A 26,536-nucleotide genomic window follows, 5' to 3' on the forward strand; every position below is an offset into this window, starting at 1 on the left:
GGACGGCCGCCCCCCGCCCCGCTGAGGCAACGGTGGTTCCAGTCCGGGGCTAGATCCCCACGACTTGGCTTAATTGACCTTCTGCAGGATTTTAAAATCTTTATCATTCTAGAGATAATAACATAGGAGTATTGTCACCGGTCCAAAGTCTAGCTGAACCGAAAAGAGTGAGGCGGATGGTGAACTCGGCACTCTTAGGGGTAAAGGAGCCCTCCAGGCGCGGCTCGAAAAGGGCTGTAGAATTATCCGAAACGGAACCCTCATACCGAAGGAAAGGATGGTAGAGTACTCCGTCGCTTGACCAAGCAGCCTCAACCCAGCTGTCTGATCCGAGGTTTGGAACCTTAGGGTAGATGGTCAGGCGGGCTATCTGTACCGACTTTTCCGCAGTGACGGCGTAGATGATCGTGCCCCTTTCGCTTTTCTCGGCCCGGCCCATGAAACGCGCCCCAAATTCATTACCTGCTTGAAGCCCCGAGGAACTGACGAGGGACACAGCCAAATACGGCCGGACGCTTTCGATCTGCCCTCCCGGTTCGGTGAGTAAATATTGGTTGCCAGGCCGAGGACGATAGATCGAGCAATTCGAAAGTTTCTTAGATAAAAAATAGGTGCTGTTGACGAAACGCACAACTTCTGGGTCGAGAAACGTCGGGGTCAGGACGATGGCGGAGAACTGTCGGCTGACAATATCCGCTGCCATTCTGGATCGATGAAACGACCATAGCCCCACTTGTTCGAAGAACCGCGTTTCCGTGCCATCAAAAAAACGGAGTTGCTTCCCCAGGGATGCAAGGAAGGGAGCGGCTCCTTCGGCATTAATGAGGATGGGGCCTTCTCCTGCCTCCTCGAGCAGCGCCTCCACTTCGTTCGGCATGGCTGTGGGAAAAGTGCTTTTGGTCCTGTCCCAAGGTAATTGGTTCAAGGGCAGCAGGGCCAGCAGGAGAGCATAAGCCATGGCTCGCCGCCAAGCTGGCATGGTCGTGGCTAAGTCCGCCAGGAAAACCCCGGCGCGAAGCGTCAGGATAATGAGCATTCCAATAAAATAATTGTTGTCCGCGCCCCAAGTGCTGACCAGCTTGACGAGAAACGGGAGATGGACCAGGGCCAGCCAGTCGAATAGATGCAGTTTGCCGCGTCGCAAACCGTCAGCCAGAGCCAGAAGGCTTACCAAAATCAAGCCCAGGTAAGCCCGGACGAAACTCAAGAGCCTCGGCCAAGCGTTGGCGAGGTTGGTGACGGAAGGATCGGCCGCCAGTTTTGCCGGATACCAGACGGTATGCATCAGAAAGGTTCCGCCTGTCGCCCAGTGGAGCGCCAAAGCCAACACAACACTTGCGCCGCCAACGAGCAGTGTCAGGCGCAGACACGTTTTGAACCGTATCCCCTTGACCACAAAGGCCGTTGCCAGCCCACAACACACGGCCATGGTTTGCTGTTTCGTGAACAGTGCTGCGGTCAAAATCAAGGCAGTCGCCACAGGCCAACTGGTGTTGTCGGCTTGGTTCCTGGTAGCAAAGAGGCCTACAGCCGCGAAAGCAAGACACCAAGCCAGCAAATCCGGTCGGATATGCAGGATATATCCTGTGAGATAGGGACTGGTGGCAAAGGCAAGGGGGACGGTCAGGGCGAAAAACAAGTTCTGCGTCTGCCGGCGGATGATCCAGACCATGACGATAAGGAGCATCAGCCAGCCAAAGTAACTGACCAGATGGCCAGCGGAAACAACATTATTGCCCAAGGCAAACAAAGCGATGACTGCGGCCAGACAATGATATATCGGCGTATAGAGGGTAACCAGGAACGGGTAATCCTGCATATCAGGGTATAGACTGCATCCATTTGTCAGAAGCCATATTTTAACTACTTCACGGCCATCAATAAGAGCATGTACAGTTCTGTTGTGTAAAGCTTCAAAAGCCACGTTAGCTTCGAAAAGAAGGCCAGAAGTCAAGTCTCCTATCGCCAAAACATTCAGAAAAATCCCAACAAAAAGTCCAAAGTAGGTCCTGATAGGCAATGATTGAGACATCGATAAAAATAACCAGCTCAGTACGCCGAGGGCGTAGATTACTACAAAATGAGAGCGACAATAAACGAGGACAATTAGCGCTGATATAAATCCGCCATACAGGAGAAGAAAAGGCAACTCTAGAAGTTGCGATCGCCTGTTCATGGCTTACAATTCCAACACATGACTCACTCCCAAATGCATTTTCATTTTTAAACCTTACAGGCCGCGAGAGGAATGTCTCCATATGCTATTTGTGGCATGGGGTCTAGACCAAAATGGTTTTCCCAAGTGTAGCGGTCTAGGGTCTCTTGGACAGTTTCACCCTTAAAGTTATGCCGCCCTGGCGACTTCGGTTTTCTGCTTTTCCCTGACCTGAGCCGGCGACCTGTAGCCGTGCCGCCCGATCCGCCACTTGCGGTTGTAGGTTTCCTTGAAGGCCAAAAGCGCCAGCCGGAGTTCCTCAACGGTCTGGAAGCTACGAAACCAGAGAAGATTTTCCTTGAGGATACGGACAAAGCGTTCGGCGATGCCGTTGCCCTGAGGCTCGCGCACGTAGGACGCCGAGTCCTCAATGCCGAGAAAGGCGATCTCCTGCTGGAAATCCTCGGCGATGAACTGACTGCCGTGGTCGTGCCGCAAGGTCAGCCCCCGAGCCACATCCTGGCCGAAAGTCCCAAAACTGTGACGCACACCCTGCCGGATCGGCTCCAAGGCCTCGAACCGCGTGCCACGCTTGGCGGCATGGATGCCGACCAATTCCAGTGAGCAACGATCGATGGCGAAGAATATGGCGGCGTTGCCTTCCGCGACGGTAAGCGTTGCCATCATGTCCGTGCCCCACATCTCGTCCACCCGCTGGGTCTTGATCGTCCCGTCATGGGCCTTGGGGCCATGACGGCCGGCCAGATGGCTTGTAGGTCGAGAGCGCGTTTTCGCGCATGAGGCGCAACGTCCGCGCCGGGGAAGTCCTGATTCCTTTGTCCCGAAGGCCAGCCCAGACCTTTCGATACCCCTCGCCGTGAAAAGGACTTTCCCGAATCTCGGCCTTGATGCGCTCAACCAGGACCGCATCGCTATGCCCGCCTTGAGGGCCACGTCGTTTGGCAGGAACAGCCTCGACCACGCGCCGACGTCGCCAGTATACCGTGGAACAAGGGAGCGCCCAGACACGGCAGATCAGCGCCAGCCCGTAGTTCTTCCCTGTAGAGGCCGAGGCGGCTTGGCTCATTTCCTCGACCTCCCCCGGGCCAAAGGGCGGTTTTGCTCCAGCCGGGCTATCTTCTCGCGAAGCAGCTCGTTTTCCATGGCCTGCTCGCCGATTTTCTCCCGGAGCCGGCCGACTTCAACGGATTCCCTTGCCGGTAGCGGCTTGAGACCCATTCCCCGGCCTCTAGGAAGGTGTCGCGCCACTGGGACAGCGTCGCGGCGGTCACCCCCAACTCCCGGCTCACCAAGTCAATGTCCTCGCCTCGAAGCTGCCGCAGCACGGCCTGGGTCTTGTGACGCGCCCAAAATCGCTTGGGCGCCCCTTCCTCTCTCTGCATACGACACCTCCCGTGCGGCAGAGTTATACCGCCAAGTTGGTGTCCAAGAAAACCCTAGGCCAATCCACAGGCATTCAGCTGGACTCTCGAAATCAGCCCTTTCTCGTCATGTTAACACCTGGCAAGGATTAAACACCGCGTTGAAAATACGATCCGAGGCCAAGCCACATCAAGGATCAAGCCGCGTCCAGCGAAATGGCGTCCCATTCTCACCCAATCCACCCTTCAATTTCCTGGCGCGTGGGCATCTTCCCCGCAGCCTTGACCGCGCCGTCGATGACCAGGCCTGGCGTTACGAAGACGCCCAGCATGGCGATCTGCTGCAGGTCGGTCACCTTTTCCACGGTGGCGTCGCAGCCCTTGGCCGCCACCACGTCCTTGACCAGCTTTTCCAGCTCATTGCACTTGGCGCAACCCGTGCCGAGCACCTGAATCAACATTGATTGGCTCCTTGTTGGCGGCTATTTCTGGCAGCCGCAGTCGATTTTTCCGGCCACGATGTCGGCCACGTCGCCCAGCACGTCATGGGTCCAGCAGTCGTCGGCGCCGGCCGCCTCGCGCATAACCAGGGCCAGGATGTAGGCCAGCTCCTGCAGGCTCGCCCCGGCGTCCAGCGCCCCCTTGAAGTGCTTGAGCACGCAGGGCTTGGACCGGGCCTTGACCGACACCGCGAAGCAGATGAACTGGTAGGTCTTTTCGTCGATGAGCCGCTTCTCGGCATAGAGCGCGTCCATCTCGTCGAGTTTCGCCGCGAACTCCGGGAACAGTTGGGCCAGGAAACGCATACGGACCTCCTACAGGATCAGGTTGAAGACATAGCCTACGATGAGGATGCCACAGCCGACAATGCCGGCAAACGCCAGCAACAAAGGCGGTTTGAGGACCTTGCGCAAAATCACCATCTCCGGCAGCGACAAGGCGATGACGGCCATCATGAAGGCCAACACCGTGCCCAACGCCGCGCCCTTGGACAGCAGCGCCTCCACCACCGGCACGATGCCGGCGGCGTTGGAATACATGGGAATGCCGATCAACACCGAGACCGGCACCGACCACCAGTTACTCTCGCCCATGACGCCGGCCATGAAGCCCTCGGGCACGTAACCGTGGATGCCGGCTCCGACGCCGATGCCCAAAAGCACCCATTTCCAGGTGCGCCCCAGGATGTCGCGCACGGCCTGGAGGGCGTAATCAATGCGGCCGTCCGGGCTGAGGTCCGTCACCGAGGCGTCGCCGCCGCCGGCCCGGATGGCCAGCACCCAGTCTTCGACGTAACGCTCCAGATTGAGCCGGCCAAGCACCCAGCCCGCCACCACGGCCACGGTCAGCCCCATGGCCATGTACAGCGCCGCAACCTTCCAACCAAGCAGGCCGTAGAGCAGCACCACCGCGATCTCGTTGACCATGGGCGCGGAGATAAGAAAGGAAAACGTCACGCCAAGGGGCACGCCGGCCGAAACGAAGCCGATGAAAAGCGGCACGGCCGAGCAGGAGCAAAAGGGCGTGACGATGCCCAGCAGCGCGGCCATGACGTTGCCGGCGGATTCGCGTTTGCCGGCCAGGATGCGGCGGGTGCGCTCGGGGGTGAAAAACGAGCGGATGATGCCGACGCCAAAGACGACCAGGGTCAAGAGCATGAGCACCTTGGGGGAATCGTAGAGGAAAAACTCGACGGAATCGCCAAGATGCGACCCGCGCTCCAGGCCTATGATGTCGTAGGTGAGGAATTGGGCGATGCCGAGCAGCTTGCCGTAAAGATAAAACCAGGCGGCCAGCCCGACGGCCCCCAGGATCAGGCGGCGCGGCGCGGGCCAGCCCCGACCTGCGGCGGCGATCTGTCCCGATGCACCCCCAGGGCAGGCGCAGGATCCTTTTGTGCTTGTCTCATTGTGCGGCATGGTTGGCACTCCCGGCCGGCAGCGGCCTTGATTTGCTATTTGGTCAAAAGGCCAAATAGCAAAATCCCCGACGCCCGGCAAGGGGGATTTTGCGGCTCTGCCGTAGGAAAATGGGTGCGGAGCAACGAGACTATGGCGACGGGCGGCGAGACAGTGGCTGAAGAAGCGACGCCACAACGCCTACGGCCGCATCCGCCTTTCGTTGCAGCAGGTGATGATTGGCTTTCCAGGGCGTTTTTGGAACCAGTAAGTTGATTCCACGGCACTGCAGCGAGACGGGGAATCTGACTGCAGCGGCCCCACGCTTCCAGACCGGGGCGGGGAAAAATCCCCGGCCCGGGATCACCGTTCGTTTAGAGCTTTATCCACTTGCGGCGCAGTGCGTTGTCGAGAATGACGCCGACCACGAAGGCCACGCCCATGTGCCACATGGCGAACCCGGCCACCACGATCATGGTGTAGAATTCGTCGCGCTTGTTGCCTATGTCGCGCACGGTGACGGCCAGTTCGGCCCCGGCCAAAAAGAGGATGACGCCAAGGATCGAGGGCGGGAACATCTTGAAGATGACGGCCACGGACTGGCTGAAAAAGAGCGCGATAATGATGACGATGGACCCAAGGATGACCAGCGACCCGCCGGTGCGCGCGCCAAAACGCACGTGGCCGGCCATGCCGCCCGCGCCGTGGCACATGGGCACGCCGCCGAACAGCGGAGAAATGATGTTCATGATGCCCTGGCTTAGGCACATGGTGCGCTCGGTGACGGGCCGGTCCGGGAACAGTTCGTTGTTCTCGGCGGCGATGGCCACCACGGCATTGCCAAGGGTCAGCGGGATCTGGGGCAGGGTGAAAAGCAGCGTGCCGGTGACCAGATCGTTCCAGGTCATCTGGTGCAAGCCGAATTCCGGCAACCGGAAACCAATGCTCACCTGGGTCAGCTCCGACCACAGGGCCGGATTGCCGATGAGCGCGGCCACGACGCCGATCAGCAGCAGCACGAACATGGCCGGGATTTTCGGATTGGAGAGCAGCACAAACGTAACGGTCAGCCCAATGCCGGCCAACACCGGCTCGGCCACCATGCGGTGGATGCCCTCCACCACGAACGACATGCCAAGGCCGAGCATGATGCCGCGCACCACGGGCTTGGTGGCGAGCTTGGCCACGTAGTCGATGGTGCCGGTGAGGCCGATGACGAGCCAGAACAATCCGGTGGTCAGGCCGGAACCGAAAAGCGCCGCCGGGGTGATGCCGCCGGCCACGGCGGCCGCGCCGATGGCCTTCATGGGCTGGATGGGGATGGGGGTCTTGTAGAACAATCCGGCCGCGATCTTCCAGGCGCCGAACATGAAGAGCAGCCCCAGGGGGTCGATCCCGAGGATGGTGATATAGGCCACGACAAAGGGAATGAGCGTGCCGATGTCGCCAAACGCGCCGGCCCATTCCATGTGATCGTAGCGGTTGCGGGTCTTTTCGCCGGCCGCCTGGCCGGGGGCCGTTTCCAGAACCTCTTGTGCCTTCGCGCCGTCGTTCATGGTGGTGCCGCCTTGTTGCACGGTGTGGAGCCAAGCCCGCCGGGACGATCCGGTTCGGGCCGGTATCCGATTGTCTATGACACGGATTTTAGAAAATACGTGTTATCAAGGCAAGACAAAAATGGCTCCACGTGCCTCGTCAACTCCCTGACTGTTGCCGCAAGTCCTTGAGATAAATAATTTGTTCTTCAATTTGTTGCGCAAAGAAATGTTCAACGCAGGACAGGAAACCCGTGACGCAGCCCAGTCGCAGGGAATAATAAACGCTGGTTCCCCGGCGTTCGTCGGCTACGATGCCGGCTTCCTTGAGGATGCTTAAATGCTTGGAGACCGTGGAGACGTCCGAGCCGACAAGATCGCGCAACTCGCACACGCACAGCGCGCCTCGGCCCAGAGCTTCGACCATGAGCAGGCGGCTGGGATGTCCCAGGGCTTTGAAGACCTTGGCCCGTTGGGCCACATCGGCAGGCGGTTTGGTCATGGGGCTCCTCAAACTCTCGGCTCACGTCATAGGTAGGGACCTGCCGCCAGGATACCGGGGCAGGCGTTGGCCAGAAAACCATAAGGAAGGGGCAACGTGGACTGAAGACCACTCAGGAGGTTGGAAATAACCTGCAATGGCGGAAGCGTATAGGAGTCGAACCTACCTGTGACCTCTCGACCACACACCGGATTTGAAGTCCGAAACAAAACCCAGGCCCCGCCCCGACATTACCAACTATCCTCAAGAAATTTAAGGAATTTGTGACCTCACGTGAAACCCTGAAATTACCCCAGATCACATAAATCCTCGCAGCCGGTGCAGCAAAAGTGCAGCAAGTGCAGCGGAGCCAAAACTAGCCCGAAATCCGAAATTACACAAGATCACTTGACGGGCCGACCCATGTCGAGCTAAATTGGCTTCGCGGATTGGCTAGAGCGGGCCGTATTGGGCGGCTAGAATACCCGGCACAGGCGGCAAACTTCACAGGGGCCGCCCTGTTCACGACGAGCACTCGCGAATTCATCCGCAACGCGACTCGGTCGGCATACCCTGTCAGTAATCCCCCTTGGGGGGACTGCTGGCAGTGCGTGCGAAGACCGGGTCTTTCTGTTTTTCCCGCCTTCGCGCGCACCTGTCAGCAGGACAGGAGCCGACTATGCGCGCCACCACTACTACCACCGCCGCGATCGACATTGATTCTGCTGCCATCCTCGGCACAGAACAGCTTGCTACACGCATCGGCAGCACAGCCCGAGCCGTTGCCGTGGCTGTCCACCGCCGAGCCTTCCACTTAGTTCCCCAACCCTTCAAAGTAGGCCGCCGGCTGCGCTGGCGGATCGAAGACGTTGACGCTTGGATTGCTGAACAAAAATCAGCACATACGATCATGCCCGCCGCCCCCGCTCCGAAGCGCCGAGGCCGTCCGACCAAGACCGAAGCCCGCGCCAAGGCCGCAGCCAAGGCCCTGGCCGAAGCCCAGGCCCAGGCCCAAGCCCAGGCCAATGCCGCCGCCCCGGCCGGCGAGGGGGCGTAGTATGCAACTTCTCACACCCCAGGCCCAAAAGCCGGTCAATATCCCCGGTTTTCGCCATCCTTCCCAAATTCTCACTTATTCCGGCGTTGACAAAGATTTTGTCTACGATTCCGAGAAAAAGGCTTTTGTTTGTTCAAACGAAGCCTTTAGCGTTTTTTGGGAAGCGTTGGAAGATCGTTACGACGACGCCGAGGCTCACAAAAGAGAACTTGGCACGCCTTGGCCCTATGAATTCACGTGCCTTTTCAACGAAAGCCCTATTTCAAAAGCCTTTTATCTCGAAAAAGGAGAAGTGAAAAGGGTCGATAAAAAATTGAACGTCTACAGAGGAACAGCCGAAAAAGTCGGCGTCTACTCATTGCGAGATTATACAAATATCCGCTTGAGCGGATTGACTAACCAAGCCTTGCAATACAGCGTTTGCGATTATGACATTGCAAACATCATCATGGACGGCGAATACCAAGCCGCTTGCGGGGATTTGAGCAATTGGAACCCCAAAAAGGGCAAACCCAAAACTTTTGAAGAACAAGAAGCTTATTTTGCAAATGGCCTTCCAATTATCGCGAGAACAGGCCTTTTTTTTGATTATGCGTGGCGTCCGGGCATTTTAGCATTGGATTTTGACAATCCTATGCCTGAAGCCGAAGCGCTTGAAAAACTCTACAAAGCAGCGCCAGCTTTACGCTATGCGCCACATGCTGTTTACGACTCCACATCTACATATATTTATCACAAAGACAAAATGCTTCGAGGCGGCGGTAAATATCGCGTTGTTTTTCTAGTCACAAATGCAACACACATTGGGCGCGCAATTGAATCCATTTTCAAAAGAGCTATCATAAATGGCGACAATTTTTACAAATGGTCAAAAGATGCACAAATTAAGCCGGATGGATTGATTGACAAAGCAACCGGGCGAAAGAATCAAATTGATTACACGAGCGCTGTTTGTATTCCACCGCTTGAGCAAAAGCGCCTGGAACCACGTTATTATAATGAAAGCGCCGAGCCGGTTAATTTGCGTTATGCCGCGCCATCTTTATCAAAAGATGAAGAAGAAGCTTATGCCGCCGCCGATGAAGAGGCCAGGGCACGGCTTTGGGAATGTGCGCCGGCTGGAGCTGTAAAGCCGGAACCAAGAAAGACAAAGCCCCAGACGCCAAAAACAACGGAAAACAAAGCGCCAAGGTCTTTTCGTACAAACATTGTCGAAAGAGGCAAAATTGATGCTGGGACCATTATAAATACGGAAATTGGACCGTATAGCTGGCGAAAAATCATGGAGAATAAAGAAAAATTCCATGGGATGAACTGCGAAAATCCAGTTCGGCCGGGGAATGATGCACGGATTTATACGCTAGATAAGCCGGGAGTTTGGTCATTTGTTGACAACGGGACATATTACCCCGCCCCGGCTCTCGCTCGTGACATCGCGCGAGCGAAGAAAGCCGAGAAAGCAAAGCAAAATGCCCGGGACGTAGAGGCATTTAAAAAAATGCATAAAATCAAAATGTTAAAGGCAAAGCTCGGCAAGAAGTAGCGGCCAAAGGAAAGGCCCCGCGATTCGCCGTCGCGGGGCCATTCAGGGAAATGAATGGGTAGCGTGTTAGCCCATTCATAGTCCCCCAGATGCAGGAAGTCAAGGGGAAAATGTATGGGCCTACAAATTTTTGATGTTATTACAGACTATTTTGTTCCAGATTTTGAGCTAGACGCTAATTTCTGGAATCAATTTGTTCCTATCTACAATTCAGAGGTTCCAGAAGTAGCTGAAGCATCGCCGCGTTGCGACGATGCGCCTTTTTTTATTGTCTCGCCGGGGAAACCGTGCCGTTCGTTTATCCCTACCGAAACTCCAAAAGAGCCTGAAAAATCCCCAAAAAGCCAGCCTGAAGTCGATTATATTAAGAAAATCACATTCCCAACAATCCAGCAATTCGAGTATCCCAAAATTCCACTTTCTGAAGTGAGAAAAACCATGAGCGACGCCGTTTCCGGCAGTCGGAATGTAGTTATCGCGACTACGCCCGGCAGCGGCAAGACAACGACAATCAAAAAACGTATCGAAGAATTGTGTAAACAAGAAAGAACTGTTTTATATGCTGCTCCAACTAACAAAGTTGTTGACGAAACCGATGCAGCACTAAAACAAGTGCTTTATGCGCAAGAAATTCATAATACAATTCGCTACGAAGCAAGAAATGAGGACAATTGCAAACATTTCAATGCCTGTAGAGTCGCAATGGCTTTAAATCAATCTGTTTACAAAACAGTTTGTATCAAGCGATGCGACGAAAAGAAAACAGGCGAAGACAGGTGTTGGTATCTTGCACAGCTTGATAGTTATGAGAACGGCGTAATTTCCGGCACACATGATGCTTCGCCCTTCGTTATTAGCAAAGTTTTGGACAATAGCACAAGATTTGACGAGATTTTGATTGATGAGACGCCCAGGCCGGCGTTTGTTTCTAGTGATTCGATTACGCTCAATAATTTTCGGCTTTTGCAAGAAGGAATGCAAGAGACTGAATGGTTCAAAAAACTTTCTAATTTTATCAATAACAACATGCTAAAAATTGGAGAAAAGCACTATATACAAATGCCTTTATGCGTTAGCAATGAACATGTTGCGCAAATGAACGAATCCGGGGCTTGGGAAGCATTAAAGAAAGTCTTTTTTGACGCAGACTCAATAAAGCATCGTCGCGCTTGTGTTGAAAGAGAAAAACAAAATCAAGAATACAATAAAGGCCTGCCAAAAATCAACAAGGCTCGTTTAAAGCAATACAAACTAGAAAAAGAAGCATTTTTGATCGATCAAAAGAAGACAGGGATTTTAATTGCTCAAGAAAAATACCCCGAGTTCGTGCCGACGCCAGAACGGAACGAAATGCCGGCCTTTATTCATTCTGATTTACCAAACAAGCAAAGCTGGGAAGAAAAATGGCGTGAAAATCAATGGATCACTCGTGAAGAGTGTCCAGTTCATAATTTGGGCATCAACGGTAAAGACATCGCCGAGGCTATCATAAAATTTTACGAGTTGGCAAAAATCTACGAAGATTCAGAAGCGGCAATTAACGGTCTTGAATTTGAATTTTTCAGAGCCGCGTTGGGGCTTTCTGAAGATGATGCATATATTGAAGCGAAAGAAATCACTATCAAGTCAAAAGACCCAGATGAAGACGACAAAACCCAAAAAAGCATTGCTTTTCGTATTGTCAAGCGTAAAAAAATGGAATTCGGTCAATCACGGCTTGTTGTTTTGGATGGAACCGCCGACGAAGAAGAGCTTAGGGCGCTTTTTGATTGCGAATTCGATTTTGTCAAAGCTGATTCAATGCTTCAAAAAACATATACAGTGTTTTTTGAACAATCATTAGGTTCCCGCGATGCGCGCTATCTCGCGAAAAGCGCATTGAGTAAGAAAAGGCCTGATGACAAAAGGATTCGTCGTCTTTTAAGCCGATCTATTGCAAAGTTAAAAAAGACTAATAAAAAAGTGCTTTTATTAACCTTCAAAGACCTGTCTGATGTTTTGTTAAAAATCGCAAAGGAGATTGACCCGAGCCGTGAATACGTTAATACTCATTATTACGGAAACAGGGGATTAAATGAATTTGAAGATTGCGATGCAGTAATTGCAATCGGTACGCCTTTTGTGTCGCCGATTGACTTTGAACCAATTTCAATAAAACTTTTCGGCTATGTGAATGAGCAATGGATTGCGAGGCAAGGATTGCGTGAATTGATTCAATCAATTCACAGAATTCGGCCTATTAACCATGAAACAACCATCATTTTGACGGGGAACTATTTCCCGACCGAAGCTTTTGGAAGGCCAGATTTACACATCCAGGCGCAAAGAGACGGAGAACGTGACAAATTAGTGCAAAAGGCCGTTGAATTGTTAATCCCGATTGCAAAAGAGCTAAAATGTTTGACGCAAGAAATTGCGGGGGAATACGGACTTTTTGATGAAGAAGACTTCAAAAGCATTGAAAAACACGAACAAGACGGGAAAGAGGTTGTTTTAAGGTGGACTCACAAAGAATGGCCGACAATTATTAAAAAGGTAGCCAAAATTTGCGGCTTGCCGGTTGTTGCACGACAGCAAAAACGAGGCGCGCCAAGGCTGGCGGCCGGGGCGGATCGGGCGTTCGTTGCCCTGGGGCGCAAGCGGCGGGCTGGCGGGCTTCAATAAATTCAGGTAGTTAGAAAATGGATTTTCAAGGAAAAGTCTGTAAAAACAAGTGTTTAACTCCGATTAAGTTCGACTCTAATACAAACCCTGTTTTAAAAGTTTTGAGGAATTTGGCTCTTATGTATTCTCTTAGAGTCGAACTTAATCGAGGATAAATGCTTGATATTTATAGGGATTTGTAAATTTTCATTTAAGTAGTTGTAATGCTTCAAGAAAGTTTCATGGGTGCTGGCGCACCCATGAAACTTGACTGCCCCTGCGTTCGCTCCTGCCCCCCCCGCACGAAGAAGCAGTCAAGGTTTCCTGGCGGCGCGAGCCGCCAGGAAACCTCTTCATCTAGCCACCCCTTCAAATCGCTCGCCACAGCCCTCCTAGACCGCCAGCCCACCCTTTGCCCTATCCCGCCAGCCCGGCCCAAAATTTCCGAATTTTTCAACCCGATTTTTCCACCCAAAAACCTTATTTGTTTGCCACCTCTATGTTTCAACCCCTTTTTCATGAAAAACCACCTCATCCCCCCGAACTCTTAAAAACCAAACAGCCGCCCTCGGGGGAGGGAAAAAGCCCCGACAGAACAGCCCCGAGCCAAGAGCCATCCCCGGGGGAACGCCCCGGGGATTCCGAACAGCCAAACAGCCAACAGCCAACAGCCAACAGCCCGCCCCCCCCGGCCCCCACCATCCGCGCCTTTCCCCACCCAGCCCAAGCATTCCCCCCGCAAACACCCGACATTACTACGCAATCTAAAGCAAAACCGAGCATTCCCAAGAATAAACCCGCCCAGCCAGAGAAAAAACCCGTCCTAAAAAAGCATTCATTGCACAAATTCCAAAACAACTTTACTTCTTGCCTTTTCCCCATAAATCCTCTATATAATATCCGTATCTCAACAAATAACCCCGGAGCCACTTATGCAACGCTCATGCATCACAGCCCTGGCCGCCCTCATCTTGACTGCATCTATCGCCGACGCCCAAGTCCGCCGCACGTCCGCCGACCTTTCGCGCGAGGAAGTTTTGCCTACAGTCTCCACGTCGGCCCCACTTATACCTGTTGGCTCGCTTATGTCATTTCCGAGTAACATACCCCCATCCAATCTCCCAAACTGGCTCGAATGTAACGGTCAAGCTATACCTGTCGGCGCTAAATACGACAGATTGCGCTCGATGGTCGGCCCCAACGTTCCAGACTACACAAACGGCCAATTTTTACGTAGTACAACAGATGCAAGCCGCGTAGGCACTACAGTAGCCGACTCTATACGCTCTCATACTGTAGAAGTACCCGGCCAAGCTGCTACTGTAAGTGGTACAGCCGCACCACAAAACTTTGACTACGTTTGGACTGGCGAGTCAGAGGCCGCAACTATGACATCAGCACCTAACTCCACCGTGGGAGTCGGCAACTACAACAACACGTATAACTCTGCAAGCGGCGTCACAAGCGGCGGTACAATCACTGGCATTGCAGCAGTGCAACCGACAACTGGTACGTACAACGGCTCTAGCGAGACTGCGCCTATTCATAGTTACGTGCGTACGTACATCCGTGCCGTACAATAACTGTTGACACGCCAACCAAAACCCCATATATTGTCTCTACAACATCAACCCAGGAGCCACATCATGCCCCGCATCATCGCCACCCTCGCCGTCCTGCTGTCCATCGTCGCCGCCATCCCCGCTTTTGCACAGTCTCAATATCAACAAAACCCCCTTCAAATCGGCGTCATTATTCACTCGACCGACCCCCGCATGCTCCCCGGGGGTATGGAAGGCTGGCTTCTGTGCGATGGCCGCCCCGTCCCTGCCGAGTTTCCCGAACTTATTGCAATCATTGGGGAAACTCTCCCGAATCTGCCGGCTATCGACATGACCGCTTACGGTGGCTCGGGCCTGTCTTATGCTTACATTAACGCCACCCCCCTTATCCCTCTCGCGCAAAAGCAGTCAAACACCTGATTTCGTTTGACAAAATGCGCGTTTACATAGACAGCCCGGGGCTAACCACCCCGGGCCTTTTTTTATTCCAAGTCTCCGAAATTATTGGGTAATGACAGAATGACAAAATGACAAAAGGAAAGGGGGCCACGTGGCCCCCTTTTTCTTTGGTGTTTTCTTTTGTCGGCAGGCTAACTAGCTGTTTTTCTTGTCTAATCCAGCCAATCCCGGCCCCAGGAGGTTTTCGAAAGCCGCCCTGGACTTCCCGCCGGCCATGCCCTGGCCTTGGCCTTGGCCCTGATCCTGGCCGCTGGCCGCCGCACTGCCGGCGTCGGCGATGCCCTGGCCGAGGTCGCCACCGGCCGCCGGGGCTGGGCTGGTCGCTGTCCCGGCCGGCTTTGCGCCGCCGCCCTGGCCCAGGCCTTGGCCTTGGCCTTGGGCTTCGCCGAGGCCCGCATTGCCCATGATCCCCTCACCCGCCGCACCGGGGCGGGACGGGCTGGCGGGCTTGGCCGCCGCGCCACCGCCACCGCCACCGTTTTTCGGCCCACCGGCCGGCAATTGAGCCATCCCCGGCCCAATTTCCCCTTTTTTGCTCCCTGTTTTGTCTTCTTTCCCCGGCTCCTTTGGCAATTGCGGCCTAGGACCAGTTCCGAGCCGATTTGCGGCCATGTTGCCAAGACTTGTCACATGTCCCCCAAACATCGCAACTGCACGCCCGGATTGTTGATGCATATCGTTTTCGTCGCCCAAGCCTCCGCTTTGAGCACTTCCGATCCATTTCGACATCTGGGACGGCAAATAGCCGATGCCTTTGGTAAAAACGAGCACAATCAAGCCGTACATCGACGCAATGACGACAACTGTATAGACAAGGTTCGCGGTCAGCCCCATTTTGATGAATTCGCCATTTGAGACGAACCAAGCAGAAAACAGGACATAATACATGTGCCCGCACACACGGACGACGGCAATTGCAAAAACGGTTCCTAGAACGAGCAGGACCGGCCGAATTACAATATCAATCAACAAAAGATAGCCTTTTCGGGCCGCTTCGCCGGCAAACCCTTCCCCCTTTGGTAAAGCGTGGATACATGCCCAAAAAGGGGCCGCAACCAAGCTTTCCACGACAAGAAAAATCCACGTCACTAATGCCCGAATCCAATACAGAAATGGGGTTATTGGACAAATGTAAGCCAAAACGACGCCGCAAGTGACTAATGCGGCCCCGATCACGAACGCCGCGCTCGTAATCATCGACGAAACGCCCAGGATTCCATTTGCGCCTGGAATTTTGTCGGCGAAGCCGACAATCAGGCTAGCAACGCCGGAAAGTCCTGCTGTGCCAAATGCCGCATATCCCGCACTGATTAAGCGGTTTCCCATCGCTGCAATCACAACAAACGGGTCTTTTGACTCAAATTGCCTCAAAACCCCGGCCAAAATGCCAACATCGCCAATATCTCCACCGGCCATATCATTGCTCATAACGAGCTTTGATGCGATTTTTTCAATCCAGCCCTGTAAACCTCCCCCTTTTCCGTCTGCTTGCACTGATGCAGTGTATGAGTAGTTTTCGAGGATTTTGGATGAAAAATAGCCGGCAGAGTTGACAAATGCCGCAATTGCTGCGGGACTCCACCCCGCGTTCGCGATTCCGGTCCAAACCTGCCAACCGGCAGGCGAAAGCACTTTTTTGACAGCGCTGTTATCAATGACCGAAAATTCGGGATGGACTAACAAAAGGTCGTCTGCATCTCTTTGAAGCGACGCGACCGAAAAATTGTATAACCCGGCCCCAAACCACCCTTTTTTCGTCGTTGTTCCGTCAAAATCAAGTGCTTTCTTGACTTTGGCTTGCCAATCCGCGTTGTTTGACAAATAAGCTGAAGCGGCCTCTTTTGTCGTTTCCGTGACGTTTGTAACGTACTCCTTGATTAAATCTTTATAATTTTTGGCAGACGTGCTGCCCCGGGTGATTTTGACGATAGAAGCAAGCGCATTGTCAGACTCAATGTATTGACTCGCGATGCCCCGCATTCCTTCCCACAGCGTTTCTGCTGCTGCAATACGCGCATCCGCAATTTGCCGTTGAAGAGAAGATTTTTCGTCATCCCCGGCGGGATAAGCATAGGAAACGCTCCCAAGCATCCCTTTGTCAGTCCCTTGAATGCTTCGAGCATAAAGCGAAATTCTGTTGTCCTTTTTTTCGACAACATAGTATTTTGAGGCCCTGATAATTGTTTCGCTTGTTTCGGGGGTTGTTTCCCAATACGAACTTCTTTGCAGTTCGTCTAAATTTTGCACAACGGCAGCGGAAAACATCGTGGGGAGAAATGCATACGCTTCCTCGGAAAGCGTGTTGCTTGTCAACGAAACGATATTTTGGCTTGTTTCAGCAAGGATTTTTGCGCTTGCATCCCAAACCGCGTTAGCAAGATTGATACTTAGCGAAATGCAGGCGACAATTGCCACTTGCAGCAAAGAAAGCCCTTTAAGAACTGGAACGGTCAACGCGAATGCAGACGCATGGCGCACCGGAACCCATAAGCTGTTATATGTGCCACCACCCAACTTTTTGCCTTCATGCGCTGTAGAAACAGAGAAAATGCCCCACATATAAAGAATTAGCGCTGACAAACACGTCAATGCAGCTAAATTGAGCGTTGCGAGAACAGAAACGATCAATCCGGCATACGGATTTGTCCAGTTTGCCAAATCTTCAATGTCGCCCGCGACATTGGTCAAAACATCGCCGAGGAGGTTTTTGAGCATTGCCGCGCTCAAATCCGACTTTTTCTCAATTTCCACGTGCGAGGGAAGGTCAATTTGCACGTCTGCCGCTGCCGCCTGCGTGCTGGCGCACAAAAGCAGCGCCAGCACAATGAAGAAGGTTTTCATGTCTAGGAGTCCTCTATATGTAGATGTCGGCTAGACGCCGGCTTTGACGAAATTTGCGACGACGTAGAAAAGGAGCGCAACTCCCGCGCCTGTTGCCACAAGCCGTATTGTCAGTATACCCCATTTTCCCGTTGACGTGCGAAACGCATCAACATACGTCAGCAATGCAATTTTGAGATGATCGAGAAAATTAGGCTCTCGTTCGCCCGCCAATTGTCGTTTGTAGATTTCCGATAATCCTTCCAAGCTGCCGTATTTTGCTTCGTATTCCGCCTGTTCTTGTTTCGCATCCGAAACAATCGCTTTGATGCGTTTCAAAATAATCCATCCAAAATATGCGGCGATAACGGCAATGGCAGCGTATTGGGCCAGGAATCGTTCGATTGTGTGCGCGGTATCCATTTTGTTTAGCTCCTATATAATGTTGTCTAGTTTTACGCTTCGGCGTCGGAATCGGCCGCGTCGGCTTCGGGCGTGGGCACAGTCGTGGAAAATTCAAGCTCGACGTCAGGAACGGTTCCAATATCAAGCCGGCCTTTCCATTCCGTTTCGTTGAACGCTAAACAGGCGATAGATAGGCCCCTTTCAAGCACGTCCACGAGTTTTTCAAACTTCCCCGCGAATTCCTTTGGCACCGAAATTTGAACGGTTTTGGGGTCGCGTTTGGGCCTGTCCTTGTTCAAAATCGCTTGGACGTAATAGACGAATGTTTTTGTGCTAATTTGCAATTCAAGCCGCTTTTGGAAGGCTCTGTGAATGGCTTCGTATCCGACACCAGATTCTTTTAGCTCCAAAATCTTGTCGATTTTCTGTTCGATAACTTGCTTATCGGACAGTTCAATCTTGACGTGGGACTTTTTCAATTCGTCCAGATCCTTGTCTATTGCTGCCATCGCCTCCGCATCGCGCGAAACAGTGATTTTATGTGCGCGTTTCCGCTTCGGGGTCTTTTTGGCCTTGGTTTCGGTTTTGTTTTCAGTAGAGGTTGTTTCGGAAAAAACGGAGACATTTTTGGGATCGGCAACAGGACTTGAGTCGGAATTTTTCAATTCCGGTTTTTGGGAAGTCGTCGGCTGGGAATTCATCGCTTTTACCTCGCTTTTGGTGGTTTGTGTGTGAATATCATCGTGTTCGGTGGTAACAGTAGGATTTGCATCAACGCTGTGTAACATTGTTTTTGTCTCTTGTTTGCCACCACTAGGTGGGTTGTAGGTTTTTTGTGGTGTAGTGTGGACCTCTGTAGTAGAGGCATAGTAACACTGCTGACCGGGCTGTCAACGGCCACCCAACCACTTTCGTACTTTGTGAATTTAATTTTTTGACCAGTATAACGTCGAAATCGGTTGACGGGCCAGGGCGGTATGATAAGGATAAGACGAATTCAGGTGAAGAGGCAGGATTGCCCAGGGGACCCCGCTACGCGGGCCGTTGCTTCGCGCCTGTCTCTGGGCCTCCTGCTCCTGCGGAGGGCTGAAGAGGCGGCCCGGAGGCCGCAAGACCGCCCTGGCGGCGACAACGAACGAACCTTTGGAGAGACAGGAATGAAACGGATCAATTGGCGAACCATTAACGAGGCACATCATGGGTAAAGGACGGGTCTACACCGAAGTCGCTAAATGCCGGGTGACGCCGGAGCAGATGGCGCAGATCGAAAAGGATGCCGAGGCCTATGGCAAATCCGTGGCGGGCTACATCCGCGACCGCCTGACCGGCCGCCGCATCCAGGCTAAAACCGATCAACAGATGCTCGCGGAGTTGCGCAGGATCGGCCAGGGGATCATCAAGCATTGGCGCGTCAACGCGCCCGAGCTTGCCGACGCAATCGACCGGCTGGCCGACCGCATCAATAGATAGAGAGAGGGGCCGCACGTGATCGTCAAACGCGTCAAGCAATCCGACCGAGGCGGGGCCAAGGCCGCCAGCCAATCCGGCGGCGCGGCGGCGAGCCGGCGCACAAGCGATTACGTGCGCGGTCTTGACGAGCGCCACGCCGCCGCGACGGCAGCGGGCGAACGGATCGAGGCGACCGGCTATAGCTGCCCGGGTCGGCCTGAAGTGCAGGACATTGACGAGGCGGCGCGGTGGTTGGATCGGGAGGCCGAGGCGTACCAAATGCAGGGCGGCCAGGGCAGGCCCTATGACCATTGGGTCATTTCGTTTGAAGCAGGGGAGCGGCCAACAGAAGTCCAGGTTGCCGAGGCCGTTGAAATTTTCCGCCGCAATCTCGGGGTGCCTCCCGAAGCCCCGCTTTTGTGGGGCTTGCACAACGACACGAAAAATTTTCACATCCATGCCCAGGTTTCGACCGTTATTGCCAATAACTGGGGTCGCCTTGAGGTCCGCAGCTTGAACACCGTGGACGTGACGCGAGACGACAAGCGCGGGGGGCGGCTGCGCTTCTACGCGCACAAAGCCGCGTCCAGGGCGTGCGCTGAAATCTGCGAGCGCCAGGGGTGGGACGCAAAAAATTTGGCCTGGGACAAGCATGGTCAGCGCGTGACCAAGGCCGTCCCGGCTGACGGGGTGCGCCTTCCGCCCCGGATCAAAGATTATGAGGCGACCCACCGCCACCAGCACCCGGCGCACGTCCTGGCCTTGGCCGCGCTGCCGATCCTCGCCGCCGCACAGAGCCGCGCCGAGGCCGTGGCCGGGCTGGCGGCTATCGGTATTGAGATGGATATTAAGCCGACGAAGTCGGGTCGAGATGGGGCTGTGTTGTCCTCGCCCATTAGCGGCGGTCGGCTGGCTCTGTCAGCGCTGCCCAGAGAGTGCGCCTTATCATCTATAGACGCCCGCGCCGCCGCCATGGGCCGCCCCATCGCCTCCCAGGCCACACCCGCCAGCCCGCCCCGTGTTTCCGGCGCAGGCGCGGTCAGGCTCGCACAGCCCCAACGCACCGCCGCCCCCTGGACCCCGGCCAGGGTTGGGAATCAGGCGAAACGGATCATTTCCGGGGCGTTGTCCTGGTCCGATATTTTGACCGATTTCCGCCGCGAGGGATGGACCCTCGCCCGCGCCGGAAAATCGGGTGCGGTTATCGTCGCAAAATCGGCAGACGGAGCGCCCGAAATCCGGGTCAAAATGTCGGACGTTCCCGGGCGCAATTCCCTCAATAACATTACTAAAAAATTTGATGACTTAACCTTAGAAGACGCGGTCGAAAGCGGCAAAATTTCTCGCGAACTTTTCGATGCCGTCGTGACGTATCCACAAGCCGAAAAAGCGGCTGAAAAAGCGGCAATTTTGGCGGTCGGAAATGCGCAAGAAATCCCGACTGATCCCAATGCCATTATTCTTCCTCAAAACGCACTCGATGAAGAGGCCCTTTCCGGCCAGCCGTCCGCGCTCCGAAAGTTGGGCGAAGTGGCTCGGGACACGATTAGAGAGTCTTTGTCTCAAGATAAGTCGATTGTTCAAACAATCGACCGCCTTGCTCAAAAGGGCATTCAAATCGAGCTTTTCCAGAAAGAAGGCGTTGGCCTCGTTTCTCTTCGTCTTTCAGCAGTCGGAATCAAAGGTTCCCTGGCTTTATCATCGCTTCCGGCAGATTGCCGTTTGAAAGCCTTGGCCGCAAAATTCAACGAAAAGTACAGAGAAACCCCCGACAAGCGCCATTACAACCCCGAGGCGGCCAAAGCGGCTGAATTAGTAGAGATCGACCCCGAAGATGATTTGATCGAGATCATTCGCAAAAATCTTGCCAAAATCGCTTCACAAAACGCCCACGGCACCAAAATTTTCGACTGGTCCAGGGATACGCGCAAGCTCAAGAAAGTTGAGGAAAAGCCCGCCGATGAAAGCGCGGCTTTGGACATTTCCGCGCCGGTTGATCTTAAAGGCGCAGAAAAAGAGGCTTGGAAAGCTGGGGAACTCGTTAAACACGAGTTTAAGAGCGCTTTGGCCGCTTATAACAAACAAACAGAGGAAAATAACGGCACTAGGTCAATGTGGGATTTCGTTATCCCTGCATTGGAAAAACGCGGCTGGCGTCTTGAAATGACGGAGACAGGGGCGCAAGTCTCAATAAAAGGACAAAAGCCCATCGATTTGGCCGAGCTTGAACTAAACTTTACGGCTTATTGCAAAATATTTGGCGAACCAAACATTGAGATGAAGAAAGAAGGTCTTTCTAGGGAAGAGCTTCAAAATCTCAAAGAAGAGGTGCAGTTCGCAAGATTCGCTCAATTCGCAGCAATGGACGTGCGCAATATTTTCAAGGGCGGCGATTTTGACGCGATTATGAGCGAAATAGAGGCAAGGGGCTGGCGGATTGAAGCGGCTGGGAATAGCGCTCAAATCATCGTCAATGACCGCTTAACGGTGCCATTATGGCACGCCAAAGTGGATTACGAGGATTTGTGCGAAAAGTGGGGCCGTGAGCCAGCTTTTCAGATTGCGGGCTGGCGCGAGATGAGCGCACAGCAACAGCATTTTGAGATGCAAAAACGGCAACTTCGACAGATTTTCAGAGCTAAATCGTGGGAAAGCATTGTTCAACGTCTTGAACTGCAAGGGGCGCGGCTTGAATTGACGAAAAACGGTGAAGGCGGCCGGGTTGTTCTCAAAGACGGGACGAGGGTCAAAATAAGCGAATTCACCCGCAGTCTGAAAACCTTGCGCGAGAGGAAACAGGGCGATCTTAATCGGCTCATGGCCGTGCGAGAAGCCGCAAAACGTACAGAGCGAGCGATTGAGCGGCAAAAGGCCATGGACGCCAGGATTCAAGAGCAAAAGCGGCCAAAGCAGCAGGAAACGTCACGATACCAAGTGCCGTCCCTCAAAACGCCGCCCCCGGCTCAATCTTTTTCCGAATTGCGCAACATCGTTGCGGAACTTCGGAAAACAAACCCTGCCGAGGCTGACAGAGTAGAAAAAGAGGCCTTGGCAGCACAAAAGGCCCGAAATAGTCGTTATCAGTCAATGTCTCAAACAAAACAATCAACAACAGAAGGTCATCATGTCAAATCAATCGACTCCGCTCGAACAAGCGCAAAATAGTGCGTATAAGCGCATTCTTGCCAACGATTACACTTGCCGGGGGTGCAAATACGGTACGCTTATCACGTCAAAACAGGAGAAGTCTTTCGAAAAGGATGGCAGTACTCATTTCGCTTACACTGTCGAGCTTACAATCGTTTGCAACGTGCAATCGAAAAAACTTATCCTCTTTCAAGAGGTTTTCGACGGGAAGGGACAGGAGAACTGGACAAAAATGGACGACCTTACAACCATTCTATTTTGTGAAGCCAGGGAAGAAAAATCGTCTCAAACACAATCGGAAGGCGAGGATGCTTAAAACTCTTAAAAACTTCTTCTTCGATGATGAAGAAGAAGTCGTTTCACCCTCCCCGCTGCAAAACGTGGCGGGGAGGGTGATTGAAGAAGATTTCCGCAAAAGGCTTCGTGCGGAAATCATTATCGATTACGTCGATCAAGACATGCTTTTTCATGATTTCTTGCAACCATCGGTCTTGATACAATTTCAAAAATATCATCATCAAGCGATTTTCTATGTCAATCCAATTGACAAGCGGCTTCGTTTTGAAGTCATGAATCAACTAAATCAAATTTATGGCAAGAAAGACATTGAAATTGAGCAAATCAAGTCGCGTCTTAGCGATACTTGGGGCGTCAGACTGCATAGCGACGAATACGCAACCAGGGCATCAACATGGGATAAATCCCCATGTCATGATAAAATGACACGCATTGTTACCCATGTCCGCAATGGAGGCTTTATTGAGCGACCAAACATCAAACGGCCCGAAGTCGTGGCCGAATTACAGACTTGCCAAGAATCGGCTGTTTCCAGGGAAAATGCCGCATCAAACGAGATTGCCGAATCCCTTCGCGAGTCTCTTCTAAAGCATCGATGCGGTAAAAGGCGCGAATCTGGCGGAAATGGAGAATCCGGCGGCTTTCATCCCATTTAGCCCAACATTTAAGCCAAAACCCCTAAATTTTCGCTGTTGAAATTTGGAGTTTTCGGGCCGGGAGGAACCCGGGAGGGGTTGGAGGTCATGACGGGCAGGCGAAGCCCAAAAAAGAAGCCCCGGCATGACCGGGGCTTTGTCGTGGGGAGGGATGGCCGGGGGTTATGACATCGCGGCCATAGCGCGGGCGTGGGCGTCGTCGCCGGCCTCGGCGGCGGGGGAGAATTCAAGGGCGGCGACGGCTTTGGCGTTGGCGCTTGCCAAAGCGGCTTTGTTGCACAAACTTTCGGGAGTAGCGATAAAAATACCGCTGCCCTTTGCCGTGTAGCGATTGATGAACTTGTCCATTTCAGTGACTTTAAGCCCACTTCCGTGAACCGGGTCTTTCGGATCGGGCGTATATTCCGCAACCATCATTTTGCCTGACTTATCGCGAAACGTCATCGCAACGTGGTCAATTCCGTTCGCGCGGCCTTTATCCCACCCCTTATTACCCGTATCGAGTCCGATCATACAGCCAGGACGCGGGTTTTTGAGCAATTCTTGCGGCGTGATCCTTCCGCCGCGTTGCATCGCCGTTGTAACCATGTCGGCGGCGCAACCTTGCGGGAATTTATCAAAAACGGCCTTTCCCGCTGATTCGTTAACGTTTTTGCCTACCCGCTTCATCATTGCGCTAACAAACGCCGAACAGTCCATTTTCCCGTCTAAATCGGCCCTTCCGCCGTAAGCGTAAGGGTAGCCCTTGGCTTTAAGGCCATCAATTGCCTGATTGATGCTAGAATTGATCGAATTATCGAGCCAATCCCCGCCTTTCTCGCCGGGCTGGATTTTGGGGACTTTTTGAAGAGGAAGCGCCGCAATGTCTTTTTCGAGGCCTTCCATGGCCTTTTTGAAGGTTTCCGGGTCCATAAACGCCACTTTTATGCCCTTGGCGTCGAAACCGGGCAAAGGCCGCACTTTGATAGTATTTGGATTACCCGACACGACTTCGCACGGCGTTGAAACAGGCCCCTCGCGCGTAAACACGCTTTGAAGCATAATCGGGGCGCGTTCGATTTTTCGCGACAGATCGGCGGCAATTGCTTGCTGTTGAGCCGCCGGGCGGTCGCGGATGCCAATATCCACGGCCTGGACTGGCTGGCCGGGGCCGGAAAATTTCGCAAACCCGGCGTCGAGGCCGTGGAATTTTGTGGCAGTCAAAAAGGTGTCGCCGCGCACGTTGATAAATGCGGCAGGCCACGCTTCGCGATTATTGCCGATTGTTCCGCGCGTTGCTGGCGTTAATAAATTTGGATCGGACGGCGTGATTGGCTGTTGTTTTGTCGGCTGTGACGTGGTCGATGCGTTTTGCTTGAGGCCCATAAGACACTCCTTGTAGTTATTACCCCCATAAAATCCATACATGGAATGCCAAACAATAGCAAGTAAAGAGTAACAGCCGGCCTTTATGGCGCGGTGCGTGCGTTACATCGGTCAGGCGCGCAGGGCTGGCCGGTCACAGGCGGCGCGAGGGCGTGGGCGGGGGGTTCTCAAGCCGGGGAGCCACGGCCCGAGGCGGGCCTATCTGGGGCAAGCCCCAGCCCCCAAAGCATAGATAACAACCCGAATAAATTGGATATTTATTTTGAAAATCGCCTTAGATTTACCTTGCATATGCGCCCATTGGGCGTATGACTGAAGTCAAGACGACTAAAGACCGAAACAGCCGGAGGATAAAATGGACAATTTTACATACTGGCTAGAGAACGTCGCAGACATCCCGGAGGAAGACGAAAACGGGAACTGGCGCGACCTAGAAACCGGATTTCAATACGATCCAAAAATTAATTATGAAGCTTGCGAAAAAGGCACACAAAGAAAGACATTAAGCGAAAAGGCCATGTCTGGGCGCGAAACTGCAAAAGCTTTTGGCGGCAAAGCTCTTAAAGGCTCATTTAAACAAAAAGAATGGGCTGAAAAAATCCGCGCAGGCAAATTATCATCAATGACAGATGAACAAGCCAAATTAGCTTGTGATCCAAACGGGCTGTTAACTCATTCAAAGTTTTGGATTGAGAATCGTTTTAAATCTGGAACGGAAATCGCCGAATTTGTCACAGAACAAAAGGGCATGTTGAAACAGTATCGTGCATATCCCCAAACAGGGCACGAGGAAGAAAAGAAAATCCTTGCGGCGAAATACAACGCCCTTACCGAAAAATGGCTAGATCAAAAGGAAGAAAAAACATCAACGACGAAAGATGAAACACCACTTGAACAGTGGGGAGGATTTTAAGGCTAAAATATGACCCCAGAACAAAAACAACAACAAATCGAGTTTATTAAGCGTTCGGAAAAAATCCTAGGCTTTAATGCTGGGGAAATGGCGCGGGCACTTTTCGTTGACTATGATACTTACGGAAAATGGAGGCGAGGACAAAGAGAGCTTAAAGCGGCACCGACAACAAGCATTAGAATGCTGGTTGTCATGAAAATTTGTAACGCAGCAAAAGAAGATGCGTTTACAATGTGGACAAATCAAATCCAGCCATAAGGCTTTAAACATTTAACATTGGAGCATACCATGGATATTACTCTTTCAATCGACAATCTCACTACCGAGGACGCCCTTTCTTGCGACATTTATGAAATCAGGCGCGCATACGTCATTTTATCGCGCGACGGTGTCGTGACGGCACAAACGCTTTCCGAGGCTCAAAACGAGATTTTAAAAGAAAGTGTCGAATTTTTCGAGGTGCAGACCGACGTCGATTGTAACGAGCTTTTGAAAACATTGCACAGAGCTGACGTGCAAAGCATGTTCAGGGACATTTACAAAGAACACATTGAATATGAAGCACGCCACAGGGACGGCGAAATATTTATGAAGACGGGAAAAACGGAATTTCCTGTTCTTCCGACAGAGCCGGACCACGAACCGAGCGACGGACATGAAGCGTCGCTAATGCTCGCAGAAATTTTCAGCGACATTTGCCCGCCGGAAATCGAATATCAGCCGCCGGTCGATCCGAAAGAGATCGAGGCCATCGAATTTTAAGCGCCAG

The 26,536-nt window shown here is 52.9% G+C and carries 20 protein-coding genes and 1 pseudogene; 10 read left to right on the forward strand and 11 right to left on the reverse strand.

The features are described 5' to 3' along the window. Positions 1-103: 103 nt before the first annotated feature. From C3Y92_RS09720 to C3Y92_RS09755, 7 genes and pseudogenes are all read right to left on the reverse strand, one after another. Positions 104-2,176, reverse strand: coding sequence for a hypothetical protein (locus tag C3Y92_RS09720; protein WP_129352043.1), 2,073 nt, complete (start codon positions 2,174-2,176; stop codon positions 104-106). 168 nt (positions 2,177-2,344) lie between these two features. Next, positions 2,345-3,558 (reverse strand): annotated as a pseudogene (locus C3Y92_RS21835) (IS3 family transposase). A gap of 209 nt (positions 3,559-3,767) precedes the next feature. Further along, positions 3,768-3,998 (reverse strand): thioredoxin family protein, encoded by a 231-nt coding sequence (locus C3Y92_RS09735; RefSeq protein WP_129352049.1) that lies wholly within the window; start codon positions 3,996-3,998, stop codon positions 3,768-3,770. Positions 3,999-4,019: 21 nt separating this feature from the next. Then, positions 4,020-4,343, reverse strand: coding sequence for a carboxymuconolactone decarboxylase family protein (locus C3Y92_RS09740; protein WP_015860694.1), 324 nt, complete (start codon positions 4,341-4,343; stop codon positions 4,020-4,022). A 9-nt stretch (positions 4,344-4,352) separates the two neighbouring features. Next, positions 4,353-5,456, reverse strand: a complete 1,104-nt coding sequence (locus C3Y92_RS09745) for a permease (RefSeq protein WP_129352051.1) — start codon at positions 5,454-5,456, stop codon at positions 4,353-4,355. 353 nt (positions 5,457-5,809) lie between these two features. Continuing rightward, positions 5,810-6,991: a putative sulfate/molybdate transporter gene (locus C3Y92_RS09750; protein ID WP_129352053.1), complete on the reverse strand. Its 1,182-nt coding sequence runs from the start codon at positions 6,989-6,991 to the stop codon at positions 5,810-5,812. Positions 6,992-7,130: 139 nt separating this feature from the next. After that, positions 7,131-7,472, reverse strand: a complete 342-nt coding sequence (locus C3Y92_RS09755) for an ArsR/SmtB family transcription factor (protein WP_129352055.1) — start codon at positions 7,470-7,472, stop codon at positions 7,131-7,133. A 658-nt stretch (positions 7,473-8,130) separates the two neighbouring features. Here C3Y92_RS09755 and C3Y92_RS21150 point away from each other — a divergent pair. The 4 genes from C3Y92_RS21150 (at position 8,131) to C3Y92_RS09775 (ending at position 14,676) form a co-directional block, all read left to right on the forward strand. Further along, on the forward strand, positions 8,131-8,508 hold the full coding sequence (locus tag C3Y92_RS21150) for a helix-turn-helix transcriptional regulator (protein ID WP_165352035.1): 378 nt from the start codon (positions 8,131-8,133) through the stop codon (positions 8,506-8,508). A 1-nt stretch (position 8,509) separates the two neighbouring features. Further along, positions 8,510-10,051 carry a hypothetical protein gene (locus tag C3Y92_RS09760; protein WP_129352057.1) on the forward strand — a complete coding sequence of 514 codons (1,542 nt, stop codon included), beginning with the start codon at positions 8,510-8,512 and terminating at the stop codon, positions 10,049-10,051. Between the two features lie 114 nt (positions 10,052-10,165). After that, on the forward strand, positions 10,166-12,715 hold the full coding sequence (locus C3Y92_RS09765; protein ID WP_129352059.1) for an AAA family ATPase: 2,550 nt from the start codon (positions 10,166-10,168) through the stop codon (positions 12,713-12,715). 1,625 nt (positions 12,716-14,340) lie between these two features. Then, positions 14,341-14,676, forward strand: coding sequence for a phage tail protein (locus tag C3Y92_RS09775; protein WP_129352064.1), 336 nt, complete (start codon positions 14,341-14,343; stop codon positions 14,674-14,676). 174 nt (positions 14,677-14,850) lie between these two features. Here C3Y92_RS09775 and C3Y92_RS09780 read toward each other — a convergent pair whose 3' ends face one another. The 3 genes from C3Y92_RS09780 to C3Y92_RS09790 are packed head-to-tail and all read right to left on the reverse strand — an operon-like array spanning position 14,851 to position 18,728. Continuing rightward, entirely contained in the window at positions 14,851-17,556 is a 2,706-nt protein-coding gene (locus C3Y92_RS09780; protein ID WP_129352066.1) for a DotA/TraY family protein, read from the reverse strand. Positions 17,557-17,586: 30 nt separating this feature from the next. Next, positions 17,587-17,958 (reverse strand): hypothetical protein, encoded by a 372-nt coding sequence (locus C3Y92_RS09785; RefSeq protein WP_129352068.1) that lies wholly within the window; start codon positions 17,956-17,958, stop codon positions 17,587-17,589. Between the two features lie 32 nt (positions 17,959-17,990). Then, the gene (locus C3Y92_RS09790) at positions 17,991-18,728 is read right to left on the reverse strand and encodes a hypothetical protein (RefSeq protein WP_129352070.1); all 738 of its coding nucleotides are present in this window, start codon (positions 18,726-18,728) and stop codon (positions 17,991-17,993) included. 409 nt (positions 18,729-19,137) lie between these two features. Between C3Y92_RS09790 and C3Y92_RS09795 the strand changes: the two genes are divergently transcribed. The 3 genes from C3Y92_RS09795 (at position 19,138) to C3Y92_RS09810 (ending at position 23,489) form a co-directional block, all read left to right on the forward strand. After that, positions 19,138-19,410 (forward strand): plasmid mobilization protein, encoded by a 273-nt coding sequence (locus C3Y92_RS09795; protein ID WP_129352072.1) that lies wholly within the window; start codon positions 19,138-19,140, stop codon positions 19,408-19,410. A gap of 15 nt (positions 19,411-19,425) precedes the next feature. Further along, entirely contained in the window at positions 19,426-22,554 is a 3,129-nt protein-coding gene (locus C3Y92_RS09800; RefSeq protein WP_129352074.1) for a relaxase/mobilization nuclease domain-containing protein, read from the forward strand. Positions 22,555-22,844: 290 nt separating this feature from the next. Beyond that, entirely contained in the window at positions 22,845-23,489 is a 645-nt protein-coding gene (locus C3Y92_RS09810; RefSeq protein ID WP_129352078.1) for a hypothetical protein, read from the forward strand. A 162-nt stretch (positions 23,490-23,651) separates the two neighbouring features. Here the strand turns inward: C3Y92_RS09810 and C3Y92_RS09815 are convergent, their stop codons facing one another. Further along, a complete protein-coding gene (locus C3Y92_RS09815) occupies positions 23,652-24,854 on the reverse strand; it encodes an NlpC/P60 family protein (protein WP_165352103.1) in 1,203 nt (400 codons plus the stop codon). A 355-nt stretch (positions 24,855-25,209) separates the two neighbouring features. On the opposite strand from C3Y92_RS09815, the gene C3Y92_RS09820 reads away from it, so the two are divergent. From C3Y92_RS09820 to C3Y92_RS09830, 3 genes are read left to right on the forward strand one after another with little or no spacing between them, the layout of a single operon-like run. Further along, on the forward strand, positions 25,210-25,767 hold the full coding sequence (locus C3Y92_RS09820) for a hypothetical protein (RefSeq protein WP_129352082.1): 558 nt from the start codon (positions 25,210-25,212) through the stop codon (positions 25,765-25,767). Between the two features lie 9 nt (positions 25,768-25,776). Next, positions 25,777-26,025 (forward strand): hypothetical protein, encoded by a 249-nt coding sequence (locus tag C3Y92_RS09825; protein WP_129352084.1) that lies wholly within the window; start codon positions 25,777-25,779, stop codon positions 26,023-26,025. Positions 26,026-26,055: 30 nt separating this feature from the next. Further along, positions 26,056-26,529, forward strand: a complete 474-nt coding sequence (locus tag C3Y92_RS09830) for a hypothetical protein (protein ID WP_129352086.1) — start codon at positions 26,056-26,058, stop codon at positions 26,527-26,529. Positions 26,530-26,536: the final 7 nt, after the last annotated feature.

Origin of the sequence: Solidesulfovibrio carbinolicus, from assembly GCF_004135975.1 — a bacterium.
Classification (GTDB): Bacteria; Desulfobacterota; Desulfovibrionia; order Desulfovibrionales; family Desulfovibrionaceae; genus Solidesulfovibrio; species Solidesulfovibrio carbinolicus.

What these genes read in the sequence shown, in the direction of transcription:
- C3Y92_RS09720 (WP_129352043.1), bottom strand. Translation starts at nt 2,176, where the DNA reads ATGAACAGGCGATCGCAACTTCTAGAGTTGCCTTTTCTTCTCCTGTAT.
- C3Y92_RS09735 (WP_129352049.1), bottom strand. Translation starts at nt 3,998, where the DNA reads ATGTTGATTCAGGTGCTCGGCACGGGTTGCGCCAAGTGCAATGAGCTG.
- C3Y92_RS09740 (WP_015860694.1), bottom strand. Translation starts at nt 4,343, where the DNA reads ATGCGTTTCCTGGCCCAACTGTTCCCGGAGTTCGCGGCGAAACTCGAC.
- C3Y92_RS09745 (WP_129352051.1), bottom strand. Translation starts at nt 5,456, where the DNA reads ATGCCGCACAATGAGACAAGCACAAAAGGATCCTGCGCCTGCCCTGGG.
- C3Y92_RS09750 (WP_129352053.1), bottom strand. Translation starts at nt 6,991, where the DNA reads ATGAACGACGGCGCGAAGGCACAAGAGGTTCTGGAAACGGCCCCCGGC.
- C3Y92_RS09755 (WP_129352055.1), bottom strand. Translation starts at nt 7,472, where the DNA reads ATGACCAAACCGCCTGCCGATGTGGCCCAACGGGCCAAGGTCTTCAAA.
- C3Y92_RS21150 (WP_165352035.1), top strand. Translation starts at nt 8,131, where the DNA reads ATGCGCGCCACCACTACTACCACCGCCGCGATCGACATTGATTCTGCT.
- C3Y92_RS09760 (WP_129352057.1), top strand. Translation starts at nt 8,510, where the DNA reads ATGCAACTTCTCACACCCCAGGCCCAAAAGCCGGTCAATATCCCCGGT.
- C3Y92_RS09765 (WP_129352059.1), top strand. Translation starts at nt 10,166, where the DNA reads ATGGGCCTACAAATTTTTGATGTTATTACAGACTATTTTGTTCCAGAT.
- C3Y92_RS09775 (WP_129352064.1), top strand. Translation starts at nt 14,341, where the DNA reads ATGCCCCGCATCATCGCCACCCTCGCCGTCCTGCTGTCCATCGTCGCC.
- C3Y92_RS09780 (WP_129352066.1), bottom strand. Translation starts at nt 17,556, where the DNA reads ATGAAAACCTTCTTCATTGTGCTGGCGCTGCTTTTGTGCGCCAGCACG.
- C3Y92_RS09785 (WP_129352068.1), bottom strand. Translation starts at nt 17,958, where the DNA reads ATGGATACCGCGCACACAATCGAACGATTCCTGGCCCAATACGCTGCC.
- C3Y92_RS09790 (WP_129352070.1), bottom strand. Translation starts at nt 18,728, where the DNA reads ATGTTACACAGCGTTGATGCAAATCCTACTGTTACCACCGAACACGAT.
- C3Y92_RS09795 (WP_129352072.1), top strand. Translation starts at nt 19,138, where the DNA reads ATGGGTAAAGGACGGGTCTACACCGAAGTCGCTAAATGCCGGGTGACG.
- C3Y92_RS09810 (WP_129352078.1), top strand. Translation starts at nt 22,845, where the DNA reads ATGCTTAAAACTCTTAAAAACTTCTTCTTCGATGATGAAGAAGAAGTC.
- C3Y92_RS09815 (WP_165352103.1), bottom strand. Translation starts at nt 24,854, where the DNA reads ATGGGCCTCAAGCAAAACGCATCGACCACGTCACAGCCGACAAAACAA.
- C3Y92_RS09820 (WP_129352082.1), top strand. Translation starts at nt 25,210, where the DNA reads ATGGACAATTTTACATACTGGCTAGAGAACGTCGCAGACATCCCGGAG.
- C3Y92_RS09825 (WP_129352084.1), top strand. Translation starts at nt 25,777, where the DNA reads ATGACCCCAGAACAAAAACAACAACAAATCGAGTTTATTAAGCGTTCG.
- C3Y92_RS09830 (WP_129352086.1), top strand. Translation starts at nt 26,056, where the DNA reads ATGGATATTACTCTTTCAATCGACAATCTCACTACCGAGGACGCCCTT.